Below are 21479 nucleotides of genomic sequence, written 5' to 3'. Positions count from 1 at the left end.
CGTAGATCTCCGCGCTTACAGCATCGGGGTTTGTGCCGGAACGGCCAGGGCATCGTTCTTGACCACGCGCACCTTGGTATCGTTACTCAGGCGAACCTGACCCGACAACACGATTTCATCGCCAGCCTTGATGCCGGACAGCACATGGACATCGTTGCCGCGGCGCTCACCGGCCTTGACCACGACCTGCTTGGCCCGCTTGGCTCCCTCCACATCATGAATGATGTAGACGTTCTCCCCATACAGGGTGAAGGAGATGGCGGACTGCGGGATCACGATCTGATCCTTGACCGTCGGCAAAATGATGCTGGCGCGCGCAAACATGCCGGAGCGAAGCTGGCCGTCGTTGTTCGGGATGGCTGCCTGCACCTGGATCAGACCGCTCTGGTAGTTGACCGCGGGTTCGATGGCGGTGATCTGGCCCTCAAACTGATCGTTAGGGTAGGCGTCTACCCCAATCTTGATGGTCTGACCGAGGGAGATCTTGGTGATGTCGGTCTGGGGTACGGTGAAGCGCAGGCGCATCACGCTGGTGTCTTCCAGTCGCACTATCTCGGTGCCCGGCTCCAGATACTGGCCGAGGAAGACGTTGCGCAGACCCACGGCACCGCCGAAGGGGGCGCGTACTTCACGGCGGGCTATGGTGCCCTTCAGGCTCTCGATGTCGGCCTCGAGGGAGCGGTAGCTGGCCTCGGCGTCATCCAGCTGATCCCGGGAGATGGAGTTCTTCTGGTACAGGTTCTGGTAGCGCTCGAACTTGGCGCGCGCCGCCGGCAGCCTGGCCTGGGAAGACTTCAGATTGGCCTTTTCCACGCTGGAGTCCAGGCTCAGCAGCAGTTGATCCGGCTTGACCTGGGCACCCGACTCGAAGCTGATGTTGTCTATGGTGCCTGCCAGCTCGCTGGAGAGGGTCACCCCCTGGTTCGGCTCGATGAAACCGATCGCTTCTATGGTGGGTACCCAGTCCTGTGCCTTGGTCACCATGGCGGTCACCGGGAACTCGGGCTCGGGGCGGTTGGCCATAAACTCCGCAATCTTCTTCTGTTTGAACAAATTGAAACCGATGACACTGCCAAACAGAACGAGTGCAATCAGCAACATGATGGCCATCCACTTTTTCATGAACAGGCTCCTGTGGTGGAAAAATTAGGGTTTAAAATGGCATTCCAGCTGGCTCTTATCGCGGTTTCCAGCTGTTCCTGCGTCAATTCAAAAGGGTGGGCCCGACGCAACTGCGCCAGGTTGGCCACGCAATCCAGGCTCAGTGTCTGCAACACCAGGACGGGTAAATCGATAAACAATCCCTGTTGGCGACCCTGTTCAAAAAAGTTTTCAAGCGGCGCCCACGCCGCCATTATGACCGGATCCTGCTCCAATTCAGCCCCCAGTGGGGAACTTTCGTACTGCAATTTACATTTCAGTGCGTTGGGGCTGTTGATGAAGATGGACTCTATGTTGAGCCACAGGCGCCGATACTGCCGAAATGACACCTCCTCTATCTGCACGCCCTCCATGACCAGAGGATGACACTTGAGGATAGTGTGCTTGTACAACTGGCGGATCAGGTCATCCTTGTCGCTGAAGTAGCGGTAGATGGTCCCCGCGGCGACATTGGCTTTCTTGGCGACCACGGCGATGGAGAGGCCGAAGAAGCCTTGCTCGCCGAGGACCTCGCGCGCTGCCTCGAAAATGCGCTCTTTCTTATCCATGTATCTTCCGACTGCAACGGCTGAATGAACGTTCATTCATTCTAGGTTGAGAAGTGGGCAAGTCAAGGGGAGGGAAGGGGTTTCCCGTGGGATCCGCCGCCGAAAGTGGGTCGACTGAGGACGATTTCCAACTGGCATGGGCAGAAAAGCTATAAAACCGCACAAAGCGATGGAAAAACAGACGGTTGATTCGTCGAGATGAAAAAACAGTGGACAAGGCAGACTCCATCATCAATAATGCGCCCCGTTCGACAGCGTAGCGCCCGTAGCTCAGCTGGATAGAGCGCTGCCCTCCGGAGGCAGAGGTCACAGGTTCGAATCCTGTCGGGCGCACCATCAAAAGTGCGCCAGTTAAACGGGCGTTGTTGTGGAACAAAACAGCTGTGGTGGCTGTAGCTCAGTTGGTAGAGTCCCGGATTGTGATTCCGGTTGTCGTGGGTTCGAGCCCCATCAGCCACCCCATTTTACAGCTTGTCAGGTATGCGAAGGTGGCGGAATTGGTAGACGCGCTAGCTTCAGGTGTTAGTGCCCCCCGGGTGTGAGGGTTCGAGTCCCTCTCTTCGCACCATACTTGCTGTATGACGAGGATGACCATAAGGTCATCTTTGTATTTTGGAAATACCCCCTCGGTGATTAGCGCAGCCCGGTAGCGCATCTGGTTTGGGACCAGAGGGTCAAAGGTTCGAATCCTTTATCACCGACCACATTCTAAAACCTCGCTCAGGCGGGGTTTTTGCTTTTCTGCGATCCGCACGGCCGTTTCTGTCACGTCTTTTTACACTTCTCTTGGCGCCGGAAGGACGGGAGTTCGTTATGCTGGGTGCCAGTCTCACGAGACAGTGAGCACCATGGAACAGCTTCAGGCACCTATCTTATGCAGCACAATTCTCTACAGCCCGGCCTGTTGGCCCTGCTCACCCTGATGCTGGGGGGCTGTGCTGCCCTGCAGCCCAAACCGGATGCACTCCTGTTGGGGGCGGCTCCCAAGGCTGCGCGTACGACGACGGCGGCCCTGATCACCAGCGGTGGCTTCTGCGTCACCTTGAGTGAGCAGAATACCCTGCTGACACAGGAGTGTGATCAAGGGGCCCATCAGGCGTTCGACTGGGATGCCGGGGCGCTGCAGCTGGCCCAGCGTTGCCTGGTTGCCAAGGAGGGAGACGGGCTCACCCTGGCGGATTGCCGGGACGATAGCCATCAATGGCAGTGGCAGGCGGATCGCCTGTTCAACCGGCAGCTCTCCCTCTGCCTGGATGTGGCCGGTCGTCGTCATCACCCCGGCACCCCATTGCGTCTGGCGGAGTGCTACGGTGGTGCCAACCAGAGCTTTGAGTGGAAGCAGGACGGCGGCATGCTGGACAGTCTGGGGTTGCCCAGGCTGCCTTGGTGAGCCGGACCTCAGGAGAGTAATCCTCAGCGCGAATACAAAAAGGGTGGCCATGAGCCACCCTTTTGTGTTTCTGGCGAGGCGCCTTCCTCAGGCGACGCTGGAGGCGAACAGCCGCTCCAGATAGACGGCGACGCCGTCGTCGTCGGAACTCAGGGTTTGATCGTGCTGCGGCAGGGCCAGCTTGAGGCGATCGTGGGCGTTGCCCATCACCACGCCGCGGCCCACCATGCTCAGCATCTCGAAGTCGTTCATGCCATCGCCGAAGGCAACCGCCTGGGACATCTCCAGCCCGTGCTGTTCCAGCACGGCGCGTACGGCGTTGCCCTTGTGTACCCCGGCGTGCATCACCTCGAGGCAGTCCGGCAGGGAGAAGGTGACGTTGAGCCGATCACCATAATGCCGGTTGAGGTGTGCCTCGATCTGCAGCAGCTTCTCGTGCTCACCGATGTAGAACACCTTGTTGACCTTGTCCATCGGGTGGGTGGCCAGATCGGCCAGACGATAGGTGAAGCCGGAGTCGTGATGGAACTGCAGCAACCAGGGTAGTTCCTCTTCCACCAGCCACTCGTCGCCGTAGTAGACGTTGAGATGGATGGAGGGATCGCGCTCCAGCGCGATCAGCTCGGCCGCCACAGTGGCCGGCAGGGCCTGGTTGTAGATCAGCTGATCCTGCTTGTCGTGTACCACGGCGCCGTTGGAGGTGATGAGGTAGATATCCAGCCCCAGGGCATCGCGGATGCTGCGCACGTCCACGTGGTGACGACCGGTAGCGACCACGAACTTGATCCCCTGATCCACCAGGCGGTGCAGGGTGTCACGGGTGCGGGGGGAGATCTGGTGCTGCTTGTTGAGCAGGGTACCATCGAGATCGGATACGACTACCTTGAACATCTTTACCTCGGCATGAATGGAACGCCGGGGCAGTGTACCCCAGCGTCCTGCGTCACCCCATTTATTTAGGGATACAAAAAATAGCCAGTGCCGGCAGGGCTAGAAGCGGGCGAAGAAGTCCAGGGTGGCGGTCAACGCCGGCATGCGCTGGGCATCCGCCTCCATAAACAGCTCGTGCCAGGCTCCCTCAATGCGCAGCGGCTTGCCCCCCTCACAGCGGGCCCTGGCGCAGAATGCATCCTGGGCGAGGTTGTCCACTATGCTGTCGTCCCCCGCCTGGATCAGCAGCAGGGGGGTCTTGATGCGATCCGCCTGGGCGACGACCTCATCCCCGGCCCGTATGCCTTCACGGATCCAGTGGGCGGTGACGCCGCCGAGCTTGATCTGCGGCTGCTGCTCGTAGAGTTCCCGGAAGGCCTGGTAGCGCGGCTCGCTGTGGCTGAGATCGTTGCCCGCAAACTCGTGGGAGACATAGCCCCCCTGACCCGGCCCGTAGGGCGGCTCACCCCACCAGCCGCCGACCGTGTCCATGGTGGCCGCCAGCCCCTTGGCGAGCCACTTGGGCAGGCCGCCGAGGTTGATGCCCATCATGGGGGAGGAGAGCACGGCGGCCTTGATGTCATCCGGCCAGCGTTCCAGGTAGCGGGCCGAGATGGCGCCCCCCATGGAGTGAGCCAGCAGGAACAGCTTGGCGGGCTTGTCCTGAGCTATGACCTCGTCGTGGAACTGCTTCAGGTCCACCACATAGTCGTCGAAGTCTGCCACATAGCCCTTCTCGGGATCCGCCAGCAGGCGGCCGGAGAGGCCCTGACCACGGTGATCGATGAGGTAGAGGCTGTAGCCCTGGCGCCACAGATCCCAGGCCAGCTCCTGATACTTGAGGTAGCTCTCGACCCGGCCGTTGACGAGGAGGATGGCTCTGTCCACCTTGGCCTGGCGCAGGGCTGCGTAGCGGATGCTGACCCCGTCCTTGCCCTTGAACTCCCCCTCGACTGCGTGGTCACGCCAGAAATCGGGCAGGGTCTGCTGGTGGAGGGCGGGCACCTCGGCCTCTGTGGTCAGCTGATAGGGGTTGTTCACGGCGAGGGCTCCGGCAGAAAACAGGGTCAGGGCCAGCAGGGGCAGGCAGTTAACTTTCATCGGATGGATACTCCATGTCCATTGAGTCTTCCTGTTGGGCAGCCCAGCCCTTGCGGGTCAGCTGCATCTGCTGCCACCAGGCCTCGTCCGCCAGGATCTCGCCGACCGGCCCGAGCTGGGGGTAGGGCATCTCTTTTTCTTTGCAGAGCTGGGCATAGATGGGATAGCCCCCCTCGAACAAGATGCTGTTCTGCTCCTCGAGGCTTAAGGGGCAGCCGCGTCGGTAGCAACCGGCCAGCTCCCGCTGGCGCTGGGCCTCGTACAGGATGGCGGCGGCGGCCACCGAGACGTTGAGGGACTGCACCATGCCCACCATGGGGATGACGATATGATGATCGGCCAGGGCCAGCGCCTCGTCACCGATACCGTGCTTCTCCTGGCCCACCAGTATGGCGGTGGGCTTGGTGTAGTCGATGGCGCGAAAGTCCACCGAGCTCTCCGACAGGTGGGTCGCCAGGATCTGCATGCCGGCGGCCTTCAGCTCGCCGACGGCGGAGCCTATGTCCGGGTGCAGCTTCACATCCACCCAGTTCTGGCTACCGCGGGCCGTGCCCTTGCGCTTGTGGATCCAAGTCTTGGGCCAGACCGCATGCACGCGATGGATGCCGATGGCGTCGGCGGTGCGCACTATGGCGGCCAGGTTGTGGGGCTTGTGGACCTCTTCCATGCAGACGGTCAGGTCGAGCTGACGCATGGCCAGCATGTCGGAGATGCGTTTAAAGCGTTCAGGTGTCATGTCAGTTTCTATCGAGTGAGGCTGGTGAACGTCTTCCCATGCATACAGACGGTCAAATCGAGCTGACGCCGGGCCAGCATGCTACCGATGGGAATCATGGGTCGTCTCTCTAAAAGCAGCAGGCGGCTCGCGCCGCCTGTGTTCAGTTCTTCTGTCGGCTCACCCTGAGCACGTTGGGCATCACCCGGATCTTGCGCATGATGTTGGCGAGGTGGATCCGGCTCTGGGTGGTGATGAGCAGGGTGACCAGATAGACGCGGCCATCCTTCTCTTCGGTGCTGATGGCGTGGATGTTGGCACCTGTGGCCGCGATCACGTTGGCCAGCTCCGCCAGCGCACCCTGATGGTTGATTATCTCGATGCTGATGCCGGTGCGGAACTCCTGTTCCTGCTCCTTGTCCACTTCCCACTGCACCGGCAGGTACTTGTCCGGCTCGCGGCTGTAGCCCTTGATGTTGCGGCAGGATTCCTGGTGGATGACCAGTCCCTTGCCCGGGCTGATGTGGGCGATGATGGCGTCCCCCGGGATGGGGCGGCAGCAGTTCGCGAAGGTGACCAGCATGCCGTCGGCACCCTTGATCGGCATCTTCTTGCTGCTGGATTTCGGCTGCTCTTCCGGCGGCAGCTCGTCCCCCAGCATGCGGCGCGCCACCATGACGCTCATGGCGTTGCCGAGACCCACGTCGGCCAGCAAGCCCTGCAGGTTCTCGTGCTTGGTGTCCGCCAGCACCTGCTTGATGCGCGGCTCCGGGATGTCTTCGATGTTCTTGGCACCCAGGGCGTGGTTCAGCAGGCGACGGCCCAGCACCACGGACTCCTCGGTGCGCAGGTTCTTGAGGAACTGACGGATCTTGGAGCGGGCCTTGGTGGTCACCACGAAGTTGAGCCAGGCCGCGTTCGGGCGGGCACCGGGGGCCGTGATGATCTCCACCGTCTGGCCCGAGTGCAGCGGGCTGCTGAGCGGATAGGGGTGGCGGTCGACCCGGGAACCCACGCAGGCGTGGCCGATGTCGGTGTGCACCGTATAGGCGAAGTCCACCGGGGTGGCGCCGGCGGGCAGCTCCATGATGCGGCCCTCCGGGGTGAACACGTAGATCTCGTCCGGGAAGAGGTCGGTCTTGACCCCTTCGATGAACTCGAACGAGCTGCCGGCGCTCTGTTGCAGCTCCAGCAGGCTCTGCATCCAGCGCTGGGCGCGGATCTGGGCCGTGGTGCCCGAGCTGTCGCCATCCTGCTTGTAGGCCCAGTGGGCGGCAACCCCCTTGTCGGCCATCTGATCCATGAACTCGGTACGGATCTGCACCTCCACCGGCACCCCGTGGGGGCCGACCAATGAGGTGTGCAGGGACTGGTAGCCGTTGGTCTTGGGGATGGCGATGTAGTCTTTGAAGCGGCCGGGGCGCGGCTTGTAGAGGCTGTGCATCTGTCCAAGCACCCGGTAACAGGTATCTATGTCTTTCACTCGTACTCTGAAAGCATAGATATCCATCACTTCATGGAATTGCAGTTCTTTCTTCTCCATCTTGTTGTAGATGGAGAACAGGTTCTTCTCGCGACCGCTCACCTGACAGTCGATACCGGCCTCCCGCAGCCGCCCCTCTATCTCGCTGTGGATGGAGTCGATGATCTCCCGGCGATTGCCGCGGGCGCGGCGCACGGATTCCCGCAGCACCCGGGAGCGCATGGGATAGAGCGCCTCGAAGCCGAGCTCTTCCAGCTCGTTCTTCATGGTGTGGATACCAAGGCGGTTGGCTATGGGGGCGAAGATCTCCAGGGTCTCGCGGGCGATACGGCGACGCTTGTCCGGGCGCAATGAGCCCAGCGTGCGCATGTTGTGGGTGCGATCGGCGAGCTTGATCAGGATGACCCGGATGTCCTGGGTCATGGCCATCATCATCTTGCGGAAGTTCTCGGCCTGGGCCTCTTTGCGATCGCGGAATTTCAGCTTGTCGAGCTTGGAGACGCCGGACACCAGCTCGGCCACGGCATTGCCGAACTGTTCGGCCAGATCGTCCTTGGTGACGGGAGTGTCTTCGATGACGTCGTGCAGCACGGCGGCCATCAGGGTCTCGTGGTCGAGACGCATGTCTCCCAGGATACGGGCGACGGCAACCGGGTGGGTGATATAGGGCTCGCCGCTGGAACGCATCTGTCCCTGGTGAGCGTCACGGGCCACCACATAGGCTTGCCTGAGCTTCTCGACCTGCTCGGATGGCAGGTAGGAACTGGCTATTTCTTTAAGGTTTTCAAATAAATACAAGACAGTCCCCGCAGCGGTGATACGGCAATCCGTGAAATTGAGGGTATGCCCCTGAGTTTGCGAGGTTTTCGAGCGGTTGTAAATGGGGGAGAGCGGTCGGCACCCGGGCGGGTGCCGACCGGCAAGATGACTTAACCGCGACCTTCGGCGATGGCAGCAACGGCAGCCAGCTCGGCGGCTTCCTGCTCTTGCTGCTCGTAACGGTCCTGGGTGTCCATCACCTGGTTGTTCACCAGACCCAGTTCGATTTCGCGCAGGGCGATCACGGTCGGCTTATCGTTCTCTTCGTCGACCAGGGGATCTTTACCTTGTACCGCGATTTGACGGGCGCGGCGCGCGGCGACCAGCACCAGGTCAAAACGGTTACCTACCTGTTTTACAGCATCTTCTACAGTAACGCGTGCCATGCAGGACTCCAGTGTTTGGGCTTTCTCGGTTTAAAAAAGCGGTGTTTAAAAATGACGCAAAAGTTTACTTGTTTTTGGCCTATTCTGCCAGTAGCTGTTGCAGCAAGTTTTGTTGGGCCTGCTGCTGCTGGTGCAATTCCAGCCGCTGGCACTCTATGATGGCCCTGAGCTGGAACAGCGCCTGCTCAAAGTCTTCGTTGATAATGACATAGTCATACTCGTCGTAGTGCACCATTTCGGCAATGGCTTTCTCCATCCGGCCCCGGATCACCTCGGCACTGTCCTGGCCGCGGCCGACGAGGCGACGCTCCAGCTCTTCGCGGCTCGGAGGCAAGATGAAGATGGACTTGGTCGGCATCTGTTCGCGGATCTGGCGGGCACCCTGCCAGTCGATGTCGAGGAAGACGTCGATGCCCCTGGCCAGGCAGGCTTCGATGGCGGCGCGGGAGGTGCCGTAGTAGTTGCCGAACACCTCGGCCCACTCCAGGAAGTCGCCGCGCTCGATCAGGGTCTTGAACTCGTCCACCGCCACGAAGTGGTAGTGCACCCCGTGGGTCTCCCCCGGGCGGGTGGCGCGGGTGGTGTGGGAGACGGAGAGCTGCATCTTGCCTGCGTCGTTATGCTGGGTCAGCAAGGCATTGAGCAGGCTGGACTTACCCGCCCCGCTCGGGGAGGAGATGATATAGAGGGTGCCTTGTTGCGCCATGTCTGTACCTTTAAGCGTTGCCGTGTTTTGGTTGTAGCAGAGGCCGCCGTCTTGTGCCCGAGAGGGAGACAGTCGCTCGCAAAACGCGGAAAAGTTGGAGCCGGTAGGATGTAAAGGCGGCGAATTTTAGCAGATGGTGGCGGATAAAAAAACGGCCGGAATCATATTCCAGCCGATCAAAGTATTCGTAGCTTGCTGCGGGAGCGTTACCCACAAGGCGGGATTCTGCCTCGATCGGACAGGGACGGCCAGCAGGTTATCCCTGCCTCATTCCTCGGGATTTTCGAGTTTTTGCCCGTTCGGCAACCCATGGGCCGCGCAGATCCGATCGAAGGCGGCGATGACCCGATCGCTGCTTATCTTGCTCATGGCGTCCGGATCCTTGAGGCGGGTGCGCCAGTCGAGCTCCGCCAGCGGCTTGCCGGTCTCCTGTTCGATCAGTTCCTGATAGACGCTGACCACGTGCTCCCGGTACAGATAGGGACCGGTGCGCTCCGGGTTGTGATGGGCGTAGAGACCGATGACAGGGGTGCCCACCAGGGTCGCCATGTGGGTGGGGCCGGTATCCGGAGCCAGCACCAGGCTGGCTTCCTTGATCAGTGCCAGCAACTGCTTGAGGTTGGTCTGCCCCACCAGATCCACCGGCTTGCTCTGGCTGAGTCGCTGGATCTCTGCGGCCAGGTCCCGCTCAAATTTGGCGGGACCGCCGCACAGATAGACCTGAAAACCCTTGGCCGCGGCGTGATCGGCGAGATCGGCATAGCCTTGCGCCGTCCAGTTCTTGAACGCCTTGCTGGCGGCGGCGCAGATGAGCAGGGTGGGCTTGTCGGCGATCTTCTCCCGGGCCCAGGCCAGATGCTCGGCGCTGATGGGCAGTTGCCAGTCCGGCGTCAGATCCCGGATGCCGAGCTCTCTGGCGAAGGCGAGGAAGCCGTCTAGCACATGGGGGGAGCTGGGAGAGGGCACGCGATGGTTGGTGAACAGCCACTGGCCGTCGTTGGCCCGCTCCTTGTCGAAGCCGAGTTTGACCCCGGCGCGGATGCCCAGGGTGGCGATGCTGGCGCGCAGGGCGGCCTGCAGGTGGAGCAGGGCATCGAACCTGCGCCCCTTGAGGGTCTGCCACAGCTCACGATAGCCGCGCCACCCCTTGCTCTTGTCAAAGGCGATGACCTCCACCCCGGGCAGGTCGGCAAAAAGTGTCGCTTCTATTTTCCCGGTGATCCAGGTGATGTGGGTCTCTGGCCACTCCCGCTGGATGACGCGCACCAGCGCCAGCGCGTGACAGCAGTCTCCGATGGCGGAGAGCCGCAGGATGCAGAGGGAAGAAGGTGGCGTTTGGAACAACGGCATGATGTGGCGCAAGGGTGGCAGAATGGATGGATGGCATTATGCAAACTCCCTTGTGGATTGTAAAATTGCGCCAACCCTGCCCGGCAGGCCCTCCTGCTGGAAGATCGCACCCATCACATTGCGCTCACTATCGACCGGAACCTTGATAATGTTGACACAGACAGTCCAGAACCAGATCTGTTGGTATGCCGAAGGGGTATTTCGCGACCCTTCTCCCGCCCTGTTCGATCCGGCCTGGTGGCAGACCCATCGGCAGGTAGTGGGTTCCTCCATCGGCCGCGGGGTGACCTGGTTCGTGAAGGATGAGTCGCGCCATCTGGTGCTGCGCCACTACTACCGTGGTGGCATGGTGGGCAAGGTGGTGCGGGACCGCTTCTGGTTCGAGGGGGTGGAGACCAGCCGGGCCATGGCCGAATTCAGCCTGCTGGCCACCTTGAGCGAGCAGGGGTTGCCGGTACCGCGCCCATTCGCGGCCCGCATGGCCAAGCAGGGCCCCTTCTACCGCGCCGACATCCTGATCGAGCGCATCCGCGGTGCCAAGGATCTGGTGGCCCTGCTCAAGCAGGGCAGCATTGCCTGCGAGGTATGGCACAGGGTGGGCAAGACCATCAGGCAGTTGCACGATGCCGGCGTCTATCATGCGGATCTCAACAGCCACAACCTGCTGCTCGACAAGGAGGGCAAGGTGTGGGTGATCGACTTCGACAAGGGGGCCATCCGCTCCCCCGGCAGCTGGCAGCAGGCCAATCTGGAGCGGCTGCTGCGCTCCTTCAACAAGGAGTCCCAGCTCCATACCAGCTTCCATTTCGTGCCTGAGAACTGGCAGGCGTTGATGGACGGCTACCAGGGAAAGGCTGGTTGACTCCCGATTGCACGTCGGCTCCCCTTTCGTGGCGGTAAGCTTGCAGGCGTTGATGGGCTGTGGCCAGGGAAAAGCAGGTTGAGCCAGTTGCTCGGCGCAAGGGCCAATGTTACTTATTGAGCAGATAATCAAATCCGGTGTTGAGGCAAGTGATGGAAAGGTATGAGACCCCCTGGGTAGAGGCCGTGATCCGGCTCGATGCGTCCCTGATGACGGAGGCGATGGCGATGCTGGAGGCCGGGATCTGGACCTGGTCGGCGGAGCAGGGGCTGAGACGGGATCCTTCCTGCCTGAAACTGCTGGGGCTGGACGGCAATGCCCTGGACGACCTTGGCTGGCTGGCGCGGGTGCATCCGGACGACGGCACCCGGCTGGCGGAAGCCATCCGGGCCTGTCAGGCGGGCCACAGCCAGGGGCTGCGCCTCGAATACCGCATCCTGCATCATCAGGGCCACTATGTGCGGCTGGAGGAGCGGGTGCGCCGCGACGCCGAGGGTGGGCTGCTGGGGGTGATACGCCATCTGGATGCGAGCCTGCCCCAGCATGATGATCGCCACGACACGGACCCCCTTACCGGGCTGGAGAGCCGCAGTCATTTCGAACTGCTGCTGGATGAGCGGCTCGCCAGCGAGAGCGGCAGCTTCTGCCTGCTGCAGTTCACCGTGGATCACCGCAGCAAGATACTGCAGCTGTTTGGCGAGGTGGCCTGTGACGCCATGATGGCGAAGCTGGCCCGCATAGTGCGCCACGAGCTGCGCCGGGAAGACCCCTTCGCCCGCTGGGATGAGGATGGCTTCATCCTGATGCTGTCCCAGACCGATCGCCTGAGCGGCCTGGAGATCGCCGAGCGTCTGCGCCTCGAGATTGCCGACGCCAGCCTGCTGCCGGAGCGGCCGGTGACCGTCAGCATCGGCCTGGTACAGAGCCAGAGTGCCGAGCAGATAGATCACCTGCTGGCCCGTCTGGCCTCCTGTCACGGTCAGGCTAAACGGGAGCACAACGCCGTTGTCGGCTGATTTTTAGTCAGCGCTCACTCACCGGCTGACACCTGTGGAACCAAAGAAGGCCTGCATCGGCAGGCCCGCGGGTCCCTTGAATATCAGTTCGCACTGAGCTTGGGCTGGCGCTGGCAGATCCAGAGGGAGGCCAGCATCAGCACAGCCCCCAGGCTGAGCCTGAGCAGGTCGGTATCCTTGCCCCAGAGCACCAGATTGACCAGTAAGCCGGCCGGGATCAGGGCGTTGTTCATGATGGCCAGCACGCCGCTGCTGACCAGGGTCGCCCCCTTGTTCCACAGGAAGTAACCGAGCCCGGATGCCCCCACCCCCAGCCAGAGCAAGATGCCCCACTGCAGGTTGCTGGTGGGGTATTGGGGTTGCCCCAGCAGCCACCAGGCGGGCAGGGCGATCACCAGGGCCCCCAGATAGAAGCAGCCGAACACGGCGAGCTGGGGCGGTTGCTCCTTCTCCCGCGCCAGCAGCACCTTGTAGCCAACCTGGCCGAGGGCGAAGCAGATGTTGGCCCCCTGTACCACCAGGAATCCCATCACATAGCTCTCGGTCAGGCCGTCGAAACGGATGACGGCCGCCCCCAGCACCGCCAGCAGGGCCCCCCACAGATAGGTGGGCTTGAACCTGGACTCCAGCAGATCGTGGATAAGGGTCACGTAGATGGGGGTGAAGATGGTAAACACCAGCACTTCCGGCACCGTCAGCAGCAGGAAGGAGTGGTAATAGAACAGATACATGATGCCGAGCTGGATGGCGCCGAGGGCCATCAGCTTGGCCACCAGATCGGGGCGCAGCCAGCGGCGACGGAGGAAGGGGAGGAACACCAGGCTGGCGAGGACGATGCGGGTCAGCACGGAGAAGTAGGCATCCACCTGGCCGGCGAGGTAGACCCCGATCAGGCTGAAGGAGAATGACCAGAGCAGGGTAACCCCTATCAAGTAGTTCATGTGATTGAAATGTCGTCAGTTGTCAATTTGGAGGGCGCTATGATGGCCGAGTTGGACGCCACGATCCAGCGTTTATGGGACCTGTTGCCACAGATCGGAGCATTTGCCTTCGAGGCAAAGAACGGGACGGGATCCGCCACCGACTGGAATGGTCGGGGCGAGGGGGAGGTGTCGGTGACCGATCACCAAGGGGGCTGGCTGTTTGCCGAGCAGGGCCGTTACACCACCCCCCATGGCCGGGTGCTTGCCATGCACAATCGCTTCTGGTGGCAGCGGGGGGAGCGGGGGATCAGCCTCTCTCACCTGCGCCATGAGGCGCCTGTGCTGTTGTTCGAGCTGTTGCCCCAACCGGACGGGTGCTGGCTCACCGCCGAGGCGCACCTGTGCGGTCAGGATCACTACAGTGCCGAGCTGACGCCAGCCGAGGGCGGTTTTTTGCTCAGCTGGGAGATAACAGGTCCGCGCAAGAACGAGCGGCTAGAGTATCGCTATGGCTTGATATCTAAGCGCTAATCAGATCCGGTGGAAGCGAAGGCTTCCTCGCAAACATGGTGTTTGATGCGCGCCATGGCGGGTAGCCATAAAAAAACCGGCGCAGGGCGCCGGTTGAAGGGACAAATCGGAGGTTTTTTTAAAACGGTCCCAAAAAACAGAGAGACAGGCTCTCGTCACACATTCAGACGGAGTGCTCAGGCATTCAGGGCATAGCTCAGCATGGCCTGCAGCTTGCTGTCGAACAGCCAGGGCAGGGTCAGCATCAGCAGGCCGAGCAGCCCGGCCAGCCGGTGCTTGTATTGCCAGCTGGCGATCAGTACCAGACCGCCGCACAGGGTGGTCAGGATGCCTGACATAGGGCTGCCTCCCGCTGGGAGCGGCGCTGCTGGGCCCACTGGTTGAGGGCGACCGAGCCCAGGATCAGCGCCAGCGCCACGCCCGTGGTGGACTGGATCTGCTCGCCGAGGAAGAGGGCACCCAGCATGACGCCGAACAGGGGCACCAGGTAGTTGCTGAAGGAGGCGAAGGTCGGGCCCGCCTTCTGGATCAGCGCCATGTAGAGGAAGTAGACCAGACCGGTACAGAAGACCCCCAGCACTACCACGGCGCTGATGGCCTGGCTGCTCGGCAGGGTGAGGGCGCCCAGATCGGTGACGAAGGGGGCGGCCAGCAGCAGCTGCACGGCGGAGGAGATCAGGATGTTGCGGGCCACCACCACGGGGTGGTCCTTGGCGAAGCGCTTGATCATCAGCAGGCCGATGGCGAAGCAGCTGGCACCGAACAGGATGGCGACGGCGCCGAGCAGGCCCGCATCCATGCCGTTGGACAGCTTAGGCCAGAACAGCACCAGCACGCCGATGAAGCCGATGACCACGGAGAGCAGACCGCCCTTGGTGATTTTTTCACCGGAAACCAACAGAGGTGCCATCAGGATGGTGACAAAGGGGATACAACCCATCACCACGGCGGCGATGGCGCTGTCCACGTATTGCTGACCCCAGGCGACCATGATGAAGGGGATGGTGGCATCGAGCAGGGCGATCCACATATAGGTACGCCAGCGGGTGTGCTCGCTCTTGAGACGCATGAAGAGGCAGAGCAGGCCCAGGGTCAGGCTGCCGCACAGGGCACGAATGGCGGCCACCATGATGGGGGGCAGTTCGGCCACGGCCTGATGCATGAAGATGAACTGGGAGCCCCACAACAGGCCGATCGCCAGCAACAACAGATAGCTACGCATTTTAATCTCCGATGTAATTCGCCCGCGCATTCTATGCAATCTGCTACTATGCCTAAAATGAATTGTCGTCATCTGACTATGGCCATTATCGATGGAACAACCCCTCTCCCGCCTCGACCTCAACCTGCTCACCGTGTTCGACATGCTGATGCAGGAGCGCAACGTCACCCGTGCCGCCGAGCGGCTGCACCTCTCCCAGTCCACCGTCAGCCACGCCCTCGGCCGGCTGCGTAGCGCGCTGGATGACCCCCTGTTCGTCATGAGCCGGCGGGAGATGATGCCCACGGATCGCGCCAAGGCGCTGGCCGGGCCGGTGCGCCAGGCCCTGGCCATGCTGGAGCAGGGCTTGCGACAGGCCAATGGTTTCGATCCCGCCAGCGCCCAGCGGGTGTTCCGCATCGCTACCCCGGGCTCGGTGGAGCATGGCCTGGTGCCGACCCTGGTGGAGCGCATGCACCAGCTGGCGCCGGCCTGCCGGCTGGAGGTGTGCGAGCTGGCGAACAGCGATTACGAACGGGAGCTGGAGAAGGGGGAGCTGGATCTGGTGATCGGGTTTGCCGATGCCAACCACCTCTCCCCCCGGTTGTGGCGCGAGGAGTGGTTCACCAATCCTCTGGTCTGCCTGTCACCCCTCGGCAGTGCCCTGCCGGACGTGCTGGGGCCGGGGGAACTGGTGAGCCGCCCCCATATTTATACCTCCAGCTGGGGTCACAGCCAGGCCATGGTGGAGCTCTGGCTGGCCCGCTTCGGGGTGGCGCGGGAGCTGGGGGCCAGGCTGCCGAGCTTCATGGCGGTGCCGCAGCTGATGGCGACCGGCCGCTACCTGGTGGTAGTGCCCGAGATGATAGGGCGCCACTTCTGCCGCTACTACCCGTTGCGGCTCCATCAGCTGGAGCCCGCTATCCCCATCGTCTACCTGATGGCGGGCCACCCATTGAGCGCCCACGACGAGGCGATCCGCTGGTTCAAGAGCCTGCTGCACCTGCTCGCCTTCGAGCGTTACGGCGACGCCGCGCTGGGTACGCCGGCTCAGCGCAACCCGGCGAAGTAATCCAGCCCCATGGCCCCCTTGACCTCGGCCAGCACCTCGTCGGTGAGGGCGCGGGCCTGCTGGGTGCCTCGATGCAACAGCGCCAGCAACTGGCCCTTGTCGGCGATGGCCGCCTGGCGGCGTTCTCTCATGGGGGCGAGCAGGGTCTGCAGGCAGTCGTTCAGCACCTGCTTGCAGCGCATGTCACCGAGGCCGCCGCGTTGGTAATGGGCCTTCATCTCCGCCACCAGGGCCTTGTCCGGGTGGAAGGCATCCAGATAGGCGAACACCGTATTGCCCTCCACCTGGCCCGGATCGCTCACCCTGAGGTGATTCGGGTCCGTATACATGGCGAACACCGCCTGTTTCACCTCATCCGCTGACATGCCGAGCTCTATGGTGTTGCCGAGGGACTTGGACATCTTGGCCTTGCCGTCGATGCCGGGCAGGCGGCCGGTGTCGCTCAGGATCGGCTGGCACTCGGTCAGCACCTCTTTGCCGACCAGGGTGTTGAAGCGGCGCACTATCTCGTTGGTCTGCTCCAGCATGGGCAGCTGATCTTCGCCGACTGGCACATGGGTGGCGCGAAACGCCGTGATGTCGGCGGCCTGGCTGACCGGGTAGACCAGGAAGCCGGCGGGCAGGCTGCGCTCGAACCCTTTTTGCTGTATCTCGGCCTTCACCGTGGGGTTGCGCTCCAGTCGGGCGACGCTGACCAGGTTCAGGTAGTAGCAGGTGAGCTCGGCGAGGGCGGGCAGGGCGCTCTGCAGGCAGAAGGTGGTCTTGGCGGGATCCAGGCCGGCGGCCAGGTAGTCGGCCATCACCTCCAGCACGTTGTCGGTCACCTTGGCCGGGTTGTGGCCGTTGTCGGTCAGCGCCTGCAGATCGGCGATCATCACGAACTGGCGGTAGTGGGACTGGGCCTCCACCCGTTGGCGCAATGAGCCTACGTAGTGGCCAATGTGCAGTTTGCCGGTGGGTCTGTCGCCAGTCAGTATGATGGGGTTGTGCATGTCACTCTCTCCAGTTGGGGTGGGCCGGGAGGCGACAAAGGATGAAAACAATTGACCGCCTCTCGGCGGTCACGGTGTTTTCTGTCGTAAATTTCACATAGAAAAGCGGTGCCGCCTGTTTAGTCGCGGCACCACCAGTAGTTGTGATTAAAAGCGGTCGTGTTCATGGTCAATCAAGCTACGCCTGTTTGATTACTTCTGCAAGGGGACGACCAGCAGATCGCAGGGCACTGTGTTCATCAGCTGGCGCGCGCTCGAGGTGAGCAGGCTCCAGAAGCTCTGGCGATGGCCGCACACCAGCAGGTCGATCTGGTAATCCTTCACCGCCTGGTTGACCCGCTCGCTGAGATCGCCGCAGATCACCAGCTTCTTCTCGATGGGGTAATCCACCGATGCCAGGAAGGCTTCCAGCTTCTCTTTCGCTTCGGCGATCACCTGATCCTGCACGTTGTCGATGTCGATATCGATCATCTCGGTGTAGAGATCCTTGAGGTCCACATCCACATGGATCACCGACAGCTTGGCGCCGTTGGAGCGGGCCCGGTCGACCGCCTTCTCGATCACCTTGCGGTTGTCTTCCGACAGGTCGATCGCGGCCAGTACGTGTTTGTAATAGGTTCCATTCATGGGAGTTCTCCTCATCGATCCTGAGTCCACTATACCAATGTCTGCTGAAACTAAAACGACCCCGGTGTCACAATGTGGGGCATTGGTAGGGGAGTCCTGTGAAGCCAGCTTGCCGCCCAAGCCATGGGGTTGCATATAAATTAGCCAGAAACATGAAGCCGATCACGCCAGACTATTGTCGTGACAAGATCGGGGGAATAGGATGTGCCCGTGCTTCGCAATGAACACAAAACAACAAAAAGCATCTGAATACCGCTTTGGGGAGCCTAGTGCTCCCTCTTGTTTTTCTGCCTCCCTTTCTCTGCTCCGACCCCCTTCATATCAAGGTAATCTGCTCCGTCATGGCTATGCTGTAGCCAGTTCACGCGGAGGTCGCTCATGATTATTCATCCTCAGATCCAGGGCTGTGTCGCCCGCAACTGTCACCCCATCGGCTGTCGCGCCGCGGTCGCCCGGCAGATCGCCAGCGTCAGGGCGACGGGCCATTTCAACGGCCCGAAGCGGGTACTGATCCTGGGGGCCTCGTCCGGTTTCGGGCTGGCATCCCGCATCGCCCTGACCTTCGGGGCCGGCGCCGACACCATAGGGGTCTCGTTCGAGCGTGGGCCGTCGGACAAGGGGCTCGGCAGTGCGGGCTGGTACAACAACATCTGGTTTCGCCAGGCGGCGGAGCAGGAGGGGCGCATCGCCGTCAACCTGATCGGTGACGCCTTCTCGGACACCATGCGCCAGCAGGCCATCGAAGCGATTCGCCAGCAGTTGGGGCAGGTGGATCTGGTGATCTACTCCCTGGCGAGCGGTATCCGGGTGATGCCTGACGGTACCCAGGTGCGCTCCGTGCTCAAGACCACGGGCCAACCGTTCACCGGTTGGGGGCTGGATCTGGAACGGGATTCCCTGGTGCAGCAGACCCTGGCAGCCGCCAGCCCCGAGGAGATCCGCGATACCGTCACCGTCATGGGTGGTGAGGACTGGCAACTCTGGCTGCAGGCGCTACAGCAGGCGGATTGTCTGGCAAAGGGTGTGCAGACGGTGGCTTATTCCTATATAGGCCCGGAATCCACCTATCCCCTCTATCGGGATGGCACCATCGGCTACGCCAAGGAGCACCTGCACGCCACCGCCGAGACCATCAATCTGCAACTGGCCGAGCTGGGTGGCCACGCCTGGGTGTCGGTGTGCAAGGCGCTGGTGACCAAGGCGAGCGCCTACATCCCTGTGCTACCCGTCTACCTCGGCCTGCTGATGGGGGTGATGAAGGAGCGCGGGGTGCACGAGGGCTGCATCGAACAGATGCGGCGGCTGTTCGCCGACAAGATGTATGGCCAGAAGGGGGTGGTGGCCGATGGCAATCGCCTGATCCGCATGGACGATCACGAGCTGGACCCGGCCATTCAGGCGGCGGTCTCCACCCTCTGGTCCAAGGTCACGCCGGACAACTTCCAGAGCCTGGGGGATTTCGCTGGCTTGAAGCGGGACTTCATGGAGCTCAACGGCTTCGACCTGCCGGAGGTGGACTACGGTGCGCCGGTCAATGTCGACGCCCTGACCGAGCTGGCGCCCTGACCCTCAGGCCACGCTGGGGACTGGCTCGGCTGGTGCGTCTGGAGAGCGCGCCAGTATGACCCGGTTGCTCCCCTGACGCATCTTGTCTGATACGGGGCCATGCGGGCCAGGCAGATAGCGAAGGCGTTCAGGCCACGCTGGGGACCGGTTCGGACGGCGCGTCTGGAGTGCGCGCCAGTATGGTCTGGTTGCGGCCCTGGCGTTTGGCCTGATACATGGCCATGTCGGCCCTGTGGATCAGCTGGCTCAGGCTGGCATCGGCGGAGGATCGCTCCGCCACCCCTATGCTGATGGTGATGGCGGGGGTTTGCAGCCGTTCGATCCGCTGCCGCAACTGCTCGGCCAGCTTCCAGCAGTGGGCCCTGTCCAGGGCCATGGCCACCAGAAACTCCTCACCCCCCCAGCGCCCTATCTGTTGCAGATCCGGGGCCCACTGCTTCAGCTCCTGTGCCAGTCGCTGGATGGCGAGATCCCCGGTCTGATGGCCGTGGCGGTCGTTGATCTGCTTGAAGTGATCGATGTCGATGATGAGCAGGGTCAGCGGCTGGTTCAGTTGCCACTGGTGCGCCAGCCGCTCCATCAGGGCGCGCCGGTTTGGCAGCCCGGTCAGCTGATCGAAGGTGGCGAGCTTGTAGAGGTGGCGCGAATTGCGGTGCAACCTGTGGGTGGTGAAACCGAGCAGGATCAGGGCCACTCCCAGCATGAAGACCAGCATCAGCTGATAGTAACGGGCGCTCTGCTGATACAGCAGTTGTTGGCGTTTGCGATCGTTCTCCTGCTGCAGCGCGCGGTTGCTGGCCTCGCTTCGCGCCAGCTCCCGCTCGGCCTGGAAGGCGCTGGCGTGCTGGCTCAGGGTCTGGTTGAAGTGCTGCTGGTAATCCCGCATGTACTCGGTCATGGCCCGGTAGGCTTCGGGGTAGCGCCCCAGATCCGCCAGCAGGCTGGCCTGCAGTGCCTTGCCCTCTATGGTGGTGCCATCGGTCTGGGACCTCAGCAACTGCAGTGCCAGCTGCTTCTCGCCGCGTCCCTGCAGGGTCCTGGCCCGTGTCTCGGTCAGGCGGGAGGCCGCCTGGGGGTAGCCGAGCCCCTGATAGATCTCCTGCGCCTCGTTCAGGCTCTGCCAGGCCGCTTCCCACTCTCCCAGCCCGTTGAGGGCCATGGCCTGATAGCCGAGCACGATGGCGCGATAGTCCGGCGACAGTCCTGGGCGCCCGAGCAGGGCATCGAGTAACTGCCGCGCCTTTGCCGGCTGGTCCATGTCGATGTAGAGCCGCGCCATGTTGGCCTTGATGATGCTCTGGCTGTTGGGTTCATCCAGCCGCACCATCAACCGCAGGGCATCCTGATAATAGGTCTCTGACTCCCCATGGAGGCGAAGGTCGGCATAGAGGTTGCCGAGTGTCATCAGCAGGCGGGCGCATTGCAGGCTGGAGAGAGCCGTCTCCGGGGCTTGTTGATAGAGGTGATAGGCGGTCTTGAGCTCGCCGATGGCCTCCTTGAGCTGACCGGTGCGATAGAGGGCGAGGCCGTTGAGGGAGTGCCACTGGGCGAGCTGATCCGGATGACCCATGAGCGCGGGCTGCAGCTGTGCCAGCAGCTTGAGGGCCTGACGGGGGGCTTCCGTCTCCAGAGTGAGAGCGACTTGCTGCAACCGGAAGTCCAGCAGCCGGGTGGTCTCCCTGTGGGCGGCGGCCAGGGTGCGGGCGCGGGCGTTGTCGATCAGGGCGTCGGGATGGCGTCCCAGCGCCGCCTTGGCCAGGGATCTGGCATGGAACAACTCCATCCCCTGGCGTGGCTCGGCGTCGAGGCGCTGCAAATAGCCGGCAGGGTCGCGCGCCGCCGCTAATTCCGTCTCGTCAAACAAGGGGGGAGCCGCCTGCAACCTAGTTATCCAGAGCAGCGCCAGTGCCATCACCAGTCTCATTGCATCTTCTTCCTGACCACTGGCGCCATCATAGAGGCTGAGTCCGGCTACACCATGCCTCTTTTCTTCTCTATACCCGTATGGGGGGAAAGATGAGAGGGTGGCCATCACAACTCGGGTTCGTATCACACACCCGGTGTTGATTCGTGGTAAAACAGTGGCGACAATCGGGAACC

General features: G+C 62.1%; 21 protein-coding genes and 4 tRNA genes. 10 read left to right on the top strand and 15 right to left on the bottom strand.

Going from position 1 to position 21479, the window contains the following annotated elements; translation table 11 throughout:
• Window positions 1-15 precede the first annotated feature (15 nt).
• Window positions 16-1122 carry an efflux RND transporter periplasmic adaptor subunit gene (locus tag ACT5M9_RS11740; protein ID WP_457982830.1) on the bottom strand — a complete coding sequence of 369 codons (1107 nt, stop codon included), beginning with the start codon at window positions 1120-1122 and terminating at the stop codon, window positions 16-18.
• On the bottom strand, window positions 1119-1709 hold the full coding sequence (locus ACT5M9_RS11735) for a TetR/AcrR family transcriptional regulator (RefSeq protein WP_438549104.1): 591 nt from the start codon (window positions 1707-1709) through the stop codon (window positions 1119-1121). Before ACT5M9_RS11735 ends, ACT5M9_RS11740 begins: the two co-directional genes overlap by 4 nt.
• Window positions 1710-1968: 259 nt before the next feature.
• Here ACT5M9_RS11735 and ACT5M9_RS11730 point away from each other — a divergent pair.
• The 5 genes from ACT5M9_RS11730 (at window position 1969) to ACT5M9_RS11710 (ending at window position 3099) form a co-directional block, all read left to right on the top strand.
• Window positions 1969-2045: transfer RNA gene (locus ACT5M9_RS11730), tRNA-Arg, on the top strand.
• A gap of 50 nt (window positions 2046-2095) precedes the next feature.
• A tRNA-His gene (locus ACT5M9_RS11725) sits at window positions 2096-2171 on the top strand.
• 20 nt (window positions 2172-2191) lie between these two features.
• Window positions 2192-2277 (top strand) — tRNA-Leu (locus ACT5M9_RS11720).
• 59 nt (window positions 2278-2336) lie between these two features.
• A tRNA-Pro gene (locus tag ACT5M9_RS11715) sits at window positions 2337-2413 on the top strand.
• A 170-nt stretch (window positions 2414-2583) separates the two neighbouring features.
• The gene (locus ACT5M9_RS11710; RefSeq protein ID WP_457982831.1) at window positions 2584-3099 is read left to right on the top strand and encodes a ricin-type beta-trefoil lectin domain protein; all 516 of its coding nucleotides are present in this window, start codon (window positions 2584-2586) and stop codon (window positions 3097-3099) included.
• Between the two features lie 87 nt (window positions 3100-3186).
• On the opposite strand, the gene ACT5M9_RS11705 is transcribed toward ACT5M9_RS11710, so the two are convergent.
• From ACT5M9_RS11705 to ACT5M9_RS11675, 7 genes are all read right to left on the bottom strand, one after another.
• Window positions 3187-3990, bottom strand: a complete 804-nt coding sequence (locus tag ACT5M9_RS11705; protein WP_457982832.1) for a Cof-type HAD-IIB family hydrolase — start codon at window positions 3988-3990, stop codon at window positions 3187-3189.
• 99 nt (window positions 3991-4089) lie between these two features.
• Window positions 4090-5130, bottom strand: coding sequence for an alpha/beta fold hydrolase (locus tag ACT5M9_RS11700; RefSeq protein ID WP_457982833.1), 1041 nt, complete (start codon window positions 5128-5130; stop codon window positions 4090-4092).
• Window positions 5120-5866, bottom strand: coding sequence for a tRNA (guanosine(18)-2'-O)-methyltransferase TrmH (gene trmH / locus ACT5M9_RS11695; protein WP_457982834.1), 747 nt, complete (start codon window positions 5864-5866; stop codon window positions 5120-5122). Before trmH ends, ACT5M9_RS11700 begins: the two co-directional genes overlap by 11 nt.
• A 142-nt stretch (window positions 5867-6008) precedes the next feature.
• Entirely contained in the window at window positions 6009-8126 is a 2118-nt protein-coding gene (gene spoT / locus ACT5M9_RS11690; RefSeq protein ID WP_438549099.1) for a bifunctional GTP diphosphokinase/guanosine-3',5'-bis pyrophosphate 3'-pyrophosphohydrolase, read from the bottom strand.
• Between the two features lie 131 nt (window positions 8127-8257).
• Window positions 8258-8533 (bottom strand): DNA-directed RNA polymerase subunit omega, encoded by a 276-nt coding sequence (gene rpoZ, locus ACT5M9_RS11685; RefSeq protein ID WP_005307060.1) that lies wholly within the window; start codon window positions 8531-8533, stop codon window positions 8258-8260.
• Between the two features lie 79 nt (window positions 8534-8612).
• Window positions 8613-9239, bottom strand: coding sequence for a guanylate kinase (gmk, locus tag ACT5M9_RS11680; protein ID WP_457982835.1), 627 nt, complete (start codon window positions 9237-9239; stop codon window positions 8613-8615).
• A gap of 267 nt (window positions 9240-9506) precedes the next feature.
• Complete coding sequence (locus tag ACT5M9_RS11675; protein ID WP_457982836.1) at window positions 9507-10589, bottom strand: glycosyltransferase family 9 protein; 1083 nt, start codon at window positions 10587-10589, stop codon at window positions 9507-9509.
• Between the two features lie 148 nt (window positions 10590-10737).
• On the opposite strand from ACT5M9_RS11675, the gene ACT5M9_RS11670 reads away from it, so the two are divergent.
• Entirely contained in the window at window positions 10738-11451 is a 714-nt protein-coding gene (locus ACT5M9_RS11670; protein ID WP_438550999.1) for a 3-deoxy-D-manno-octulosonic acid kinase, read from the top strand.
• 152 nt (window positions 11452-11603) lie between these two features.
• On the top strand, window positions 11604-12467 hold the full coding sequence (locus ACT5M9_RS11665; RefSeq protein WP_457982837.1) for a GGDEF domain-containing protein: 864 nt from the start codon (window positions 11604-11606) through the stop codon (window positions 12465-12467).
• Window positions 12468-12550: 83 nt separating this feature from the next.
• On the opposite strand, the gene ACT5M9_RS11660 is transcribed toward ACT5M9_RS11665, so the two are convergent.
• The gene (locus ACT5M9_RS11660) at window positions 12551-13408 is read right to left on the bottom strand and encodes a carboxylate/amino acid/amine transporter (RefSeq protein WP_457982838.1); all 858 of its coding nucleotides are present in this window, start codon (window positions 13406-13408) and stop codon (window positions 12551-12553) included.
• 42 nt (window positions 13409-13450) lie between these two features.
• Between ACT5M9_RS11660 and ACT5M9_RS11655 the strand changes: the two genes are divergently transcribed.
• A complete protein-coding gene (locus ACT5M9_RS11655) occupies window positions 13451-13921 on the top strand; it encodes a DUF6314 family protein (RefSeq protein WP_457982865.1) in 471 nt (156 codons plus the stop codon).
• A 176-nt stretch (window positions 13922-14097) separates the two neighbouring features.
• Here the strand turns inward: ACT5M9_RS11655 and ACT5M9_RS11650 are convergent, their stop codons facing one another.
• On the bottom strand, window positions 14098-14259 hold the full coding sequence (locus ACT5M9_RS11650) for a hypothetical protein (RefSeq protein ID WP_457982839.1): 162 nt from the start codon (window positions 14257-14259) through the stop codon (window positions 14098-14100).
• A complete protein-coding gene (locus ACT5M9_RS11645; RefSeq protein ID WP_457982841.1) occupies window positions 14244-15143 on the bottom strand; it encodes a DMT family transporter in 900 nt (299 codons plus the stop codon). The genes ACT5M9_RS11650 and ACT5M9_RS11645 overlap by 16 nt, the downstream gene beginning before the upstream one ends.
• 91 nt (window positions 15144-15234) lie before the next feature.
• Here ACT5M9_RS11645 and ACT5M9_RS11640 point away from each other — a divergent pair, with 91 nt between their 5' ends.
• Window positions 15235-16194, top strand: coding sequence for a LysR family transcriptional regulator (locus ACT5M9_RS11640; RefSeq protein ID WP_457982842.1), 960 nt, complete (start codon window positions 15235-15237; stop codon window positions 16192-16194).
• Here the strand turns inward: ACT5M9_RS11640 and trpS are convergent.
• Together trpS and ACT5M9_RS11630 are read right to left on the bottom strand one after the other, a co-directional pair.
• The gene (gene trpS / locus ACT5M9_RS11635; protein WP_457982843.1) at window positions 16173-17186 is read right to left on the bottom strand and encodes a tryptophan--tRNA ligase; all 1014 of its coding nucleotides are present in this window, start codon (window positions 17184-17186) and stop codon (window positions 16173-16175) included. The two genes, ACT5M9_RS11640 and trpS, sit on opposite strands and share 22 nt — an antisense overlap.
• A gap of 192 nt (window positions 17187-17378) precedes the next feature.
• Window positions 17379-17813 carry a universal stress protein gene (locus ACT5M9_RS11630; protein WP_033130880.1) on the bottom strand — a complete coding sequence of 145 codons (435 nt, stop codon included), beginning with the start codon at window positions 17811-17813 and terminating at the stop codon, window positions 17379-17381.
• A 378-nt stretch (window positions 17814-18191) separates the two neighbouring features.
• Here ACT5M9_RS11630 and fabV point away from each other — a divergent pair, with 378 nt between their 5' ends.
• Window positions 18192-19379, top strand: coding sequence for an enoyl-ACP reductase FabV (gene fabV, locus ACT5M9_RS11625; protein WP_457982844.1), 1188 nt, complete (start codon window positions 18192-18194; stop codon window positions 19377-19379).
• A 127-nt stretch (window positions 19380-19506) separates the two neighbouring features.
• Here fabV and ACT5M9_RS11620 read toward each other — a convergent pair whose 3' ends face one another.
• Window positions 19507-21291, bottom strand: a complete 1785-nt coding sequence (locus tag ACT5M9_RS11620; protein WP_457982867.1) for a GGDEF domain-containing protein — start codon at window positions 21289-21291, stop codon at window positions 19507-19509.
• Window positions 21292-21479 lie beyond the last annotated feature (188 nt).

This window comes from Aeromonas sp. AE23HZ002T15 (assembly GCF_054165525.2).
This window is presented reverse-complemented; position numbering and strand designations above follow the sequence as displayed.

Excerpts from the sequence above, each read along its gene's own strand:
- ACT5M9_RS11740 (WP_457982830.1), bottom strand. The coding sequence starts at position 1,122 with ATGAAAAAGTGGATGGCCATCATGTTGCTGATTGCACTCGTTCTGTTT.
- ACT5M9_RS11735 (WP_438549104.1), bottom strand. The coding sequence starts at position 1,709 with ATGGATAAGAAAGAGCGCATTTTCGAGGCAGCGCGCGAGGTCCTCGGC.
- ACT5M9_RS11710 (WP_457982831.1), top strand. The coding sequence starts at position 2,584 with ATGCAGCACAATTCTCTACAGCCCGGCCTGTTGGCCCTGCTCACCCTG.
- ACT5M9_RS11705 (WP_457982832.1), bottom strand. The coding sequence starts at position 3,990 with ATGTTCAAGGTAGTCGTATCCGATCTCGATGGTACCCTGCTCAACAAG.
- ACT5M9_RS11700 (WP_457982833.1), bottom strand. The coding sequence starts at position 5,130 with ATGAAAGTTAACTGCCTGCCCCTGCTGGCCCTGACCCTGTTTTCTGCC.
- trmH (WP_457982834.1), bottom strand. The coding sequence starts at position 5,866 with ATGACACCTGAACGCTTTAAACGCATCTCCGACATGCTGGCCATGCGT.
- rpoZ (WP_005307060.1), bottom strand. The coding sequence starts at position 8,533 with ATGGCACGCGTTACTGTAGAAGATGCTGTAAAACAGGTAGGTAACCGT.
- gmk (WP_457982835.1), bottom strand. The coding sequence starts at position 9,239 with ATGGCGCAACAAGGCACCCTCTATATCATCTCCTCCCCGAGCGGGGCG.
- ACT5M9_RS11675 (WP_457982836.1), bottom strand. The coding sequence starts at position 10,589 with ATGCCGTTGTTCCAAACGCCACCTTCTTCCCTCTGCATCCTGCGGCTC.
- ACT5M9_RS11670 (WP_438550999.1), top strand. The coding sequence starts at position 10,738 with ATGTTGACACAGACAGTCCAGAACCAGATCTGTTGGTATGCCGAAGGG.
- ACT5M9_RS11665 (WP_457982837.1), top strand. The coding sequence starts at position 11,604 with ATGGAAAGGTATGAGACCCCCTGGGTAGAGGCCGTGATCCGGCTCGAT.
- ACT5M9_RS11660 (WP_457982838.1), bottom strand. The coding sequence starts at position 13,408 with ATGAACTACTTGATAGGGGTTACCCTGCTCTGGTCATTCTCCTTCAGC.
- ACT5M9_RS11655 (WP_457982865.1), top strand. The coding sequence starts at position 13,451 with ATGGCCGAGTTGGACGCCACGATCCAGCGTTTATGGGACCTGTTGCCA.
- ACT5M9_RS11650 (WP_457982839.1), bottom strand. The coding sequence starts at position 14,259 with ATGTCAGGCATCCTGACCACCCTGTGCGGCGGTCTGGTACTGATCGCC.
- ACT5M9_RS11645 (WP_457982841.1), bottom strand. The coding sequence starts at position 15,143 with ATGCGTAGCTATCTGTTGTTGCTGGCGATCGGCCTGTTGTGGGGCTCC.
- ACT5M9_RS11640 (WP_457982842.1), top strand. The coding sequence starts at position 15,235 with ATGGAACAACCCCTCTCCCGCCTCGACCTCAACCTGCTCACCGTGTTC.
- trpS (WP_457982843.1), bottom strand. The coding sequence starts at position 17,186 with ATGCACAACCCCATCATACTGACTGGCGACAGACCCACCGGCAAACTG.
- ACT5M9_RS11630 (WP_033130880.1), bottom strand. The coding sequence starts at position 17,813 with ATGAATGGAACCTATTACAAACACGTACTGGCCGCGATCGACCTGTCG.
- fabV (WP_457982844.1), top strand. The coding sequence starts at position 18,192 with ATGATTATTCATCCTCAGATCCAGGGCTGTGTCGCCCGCAACTGTCAC.
- ACT5M9_RS11620 (WP_457982867.1), bottom strand. The coding sequence starts at position 21,291 with ATGGCACTGGCGCTGCTCTGGATAACTAGGTTGCAGGCGGCTCCCCCC.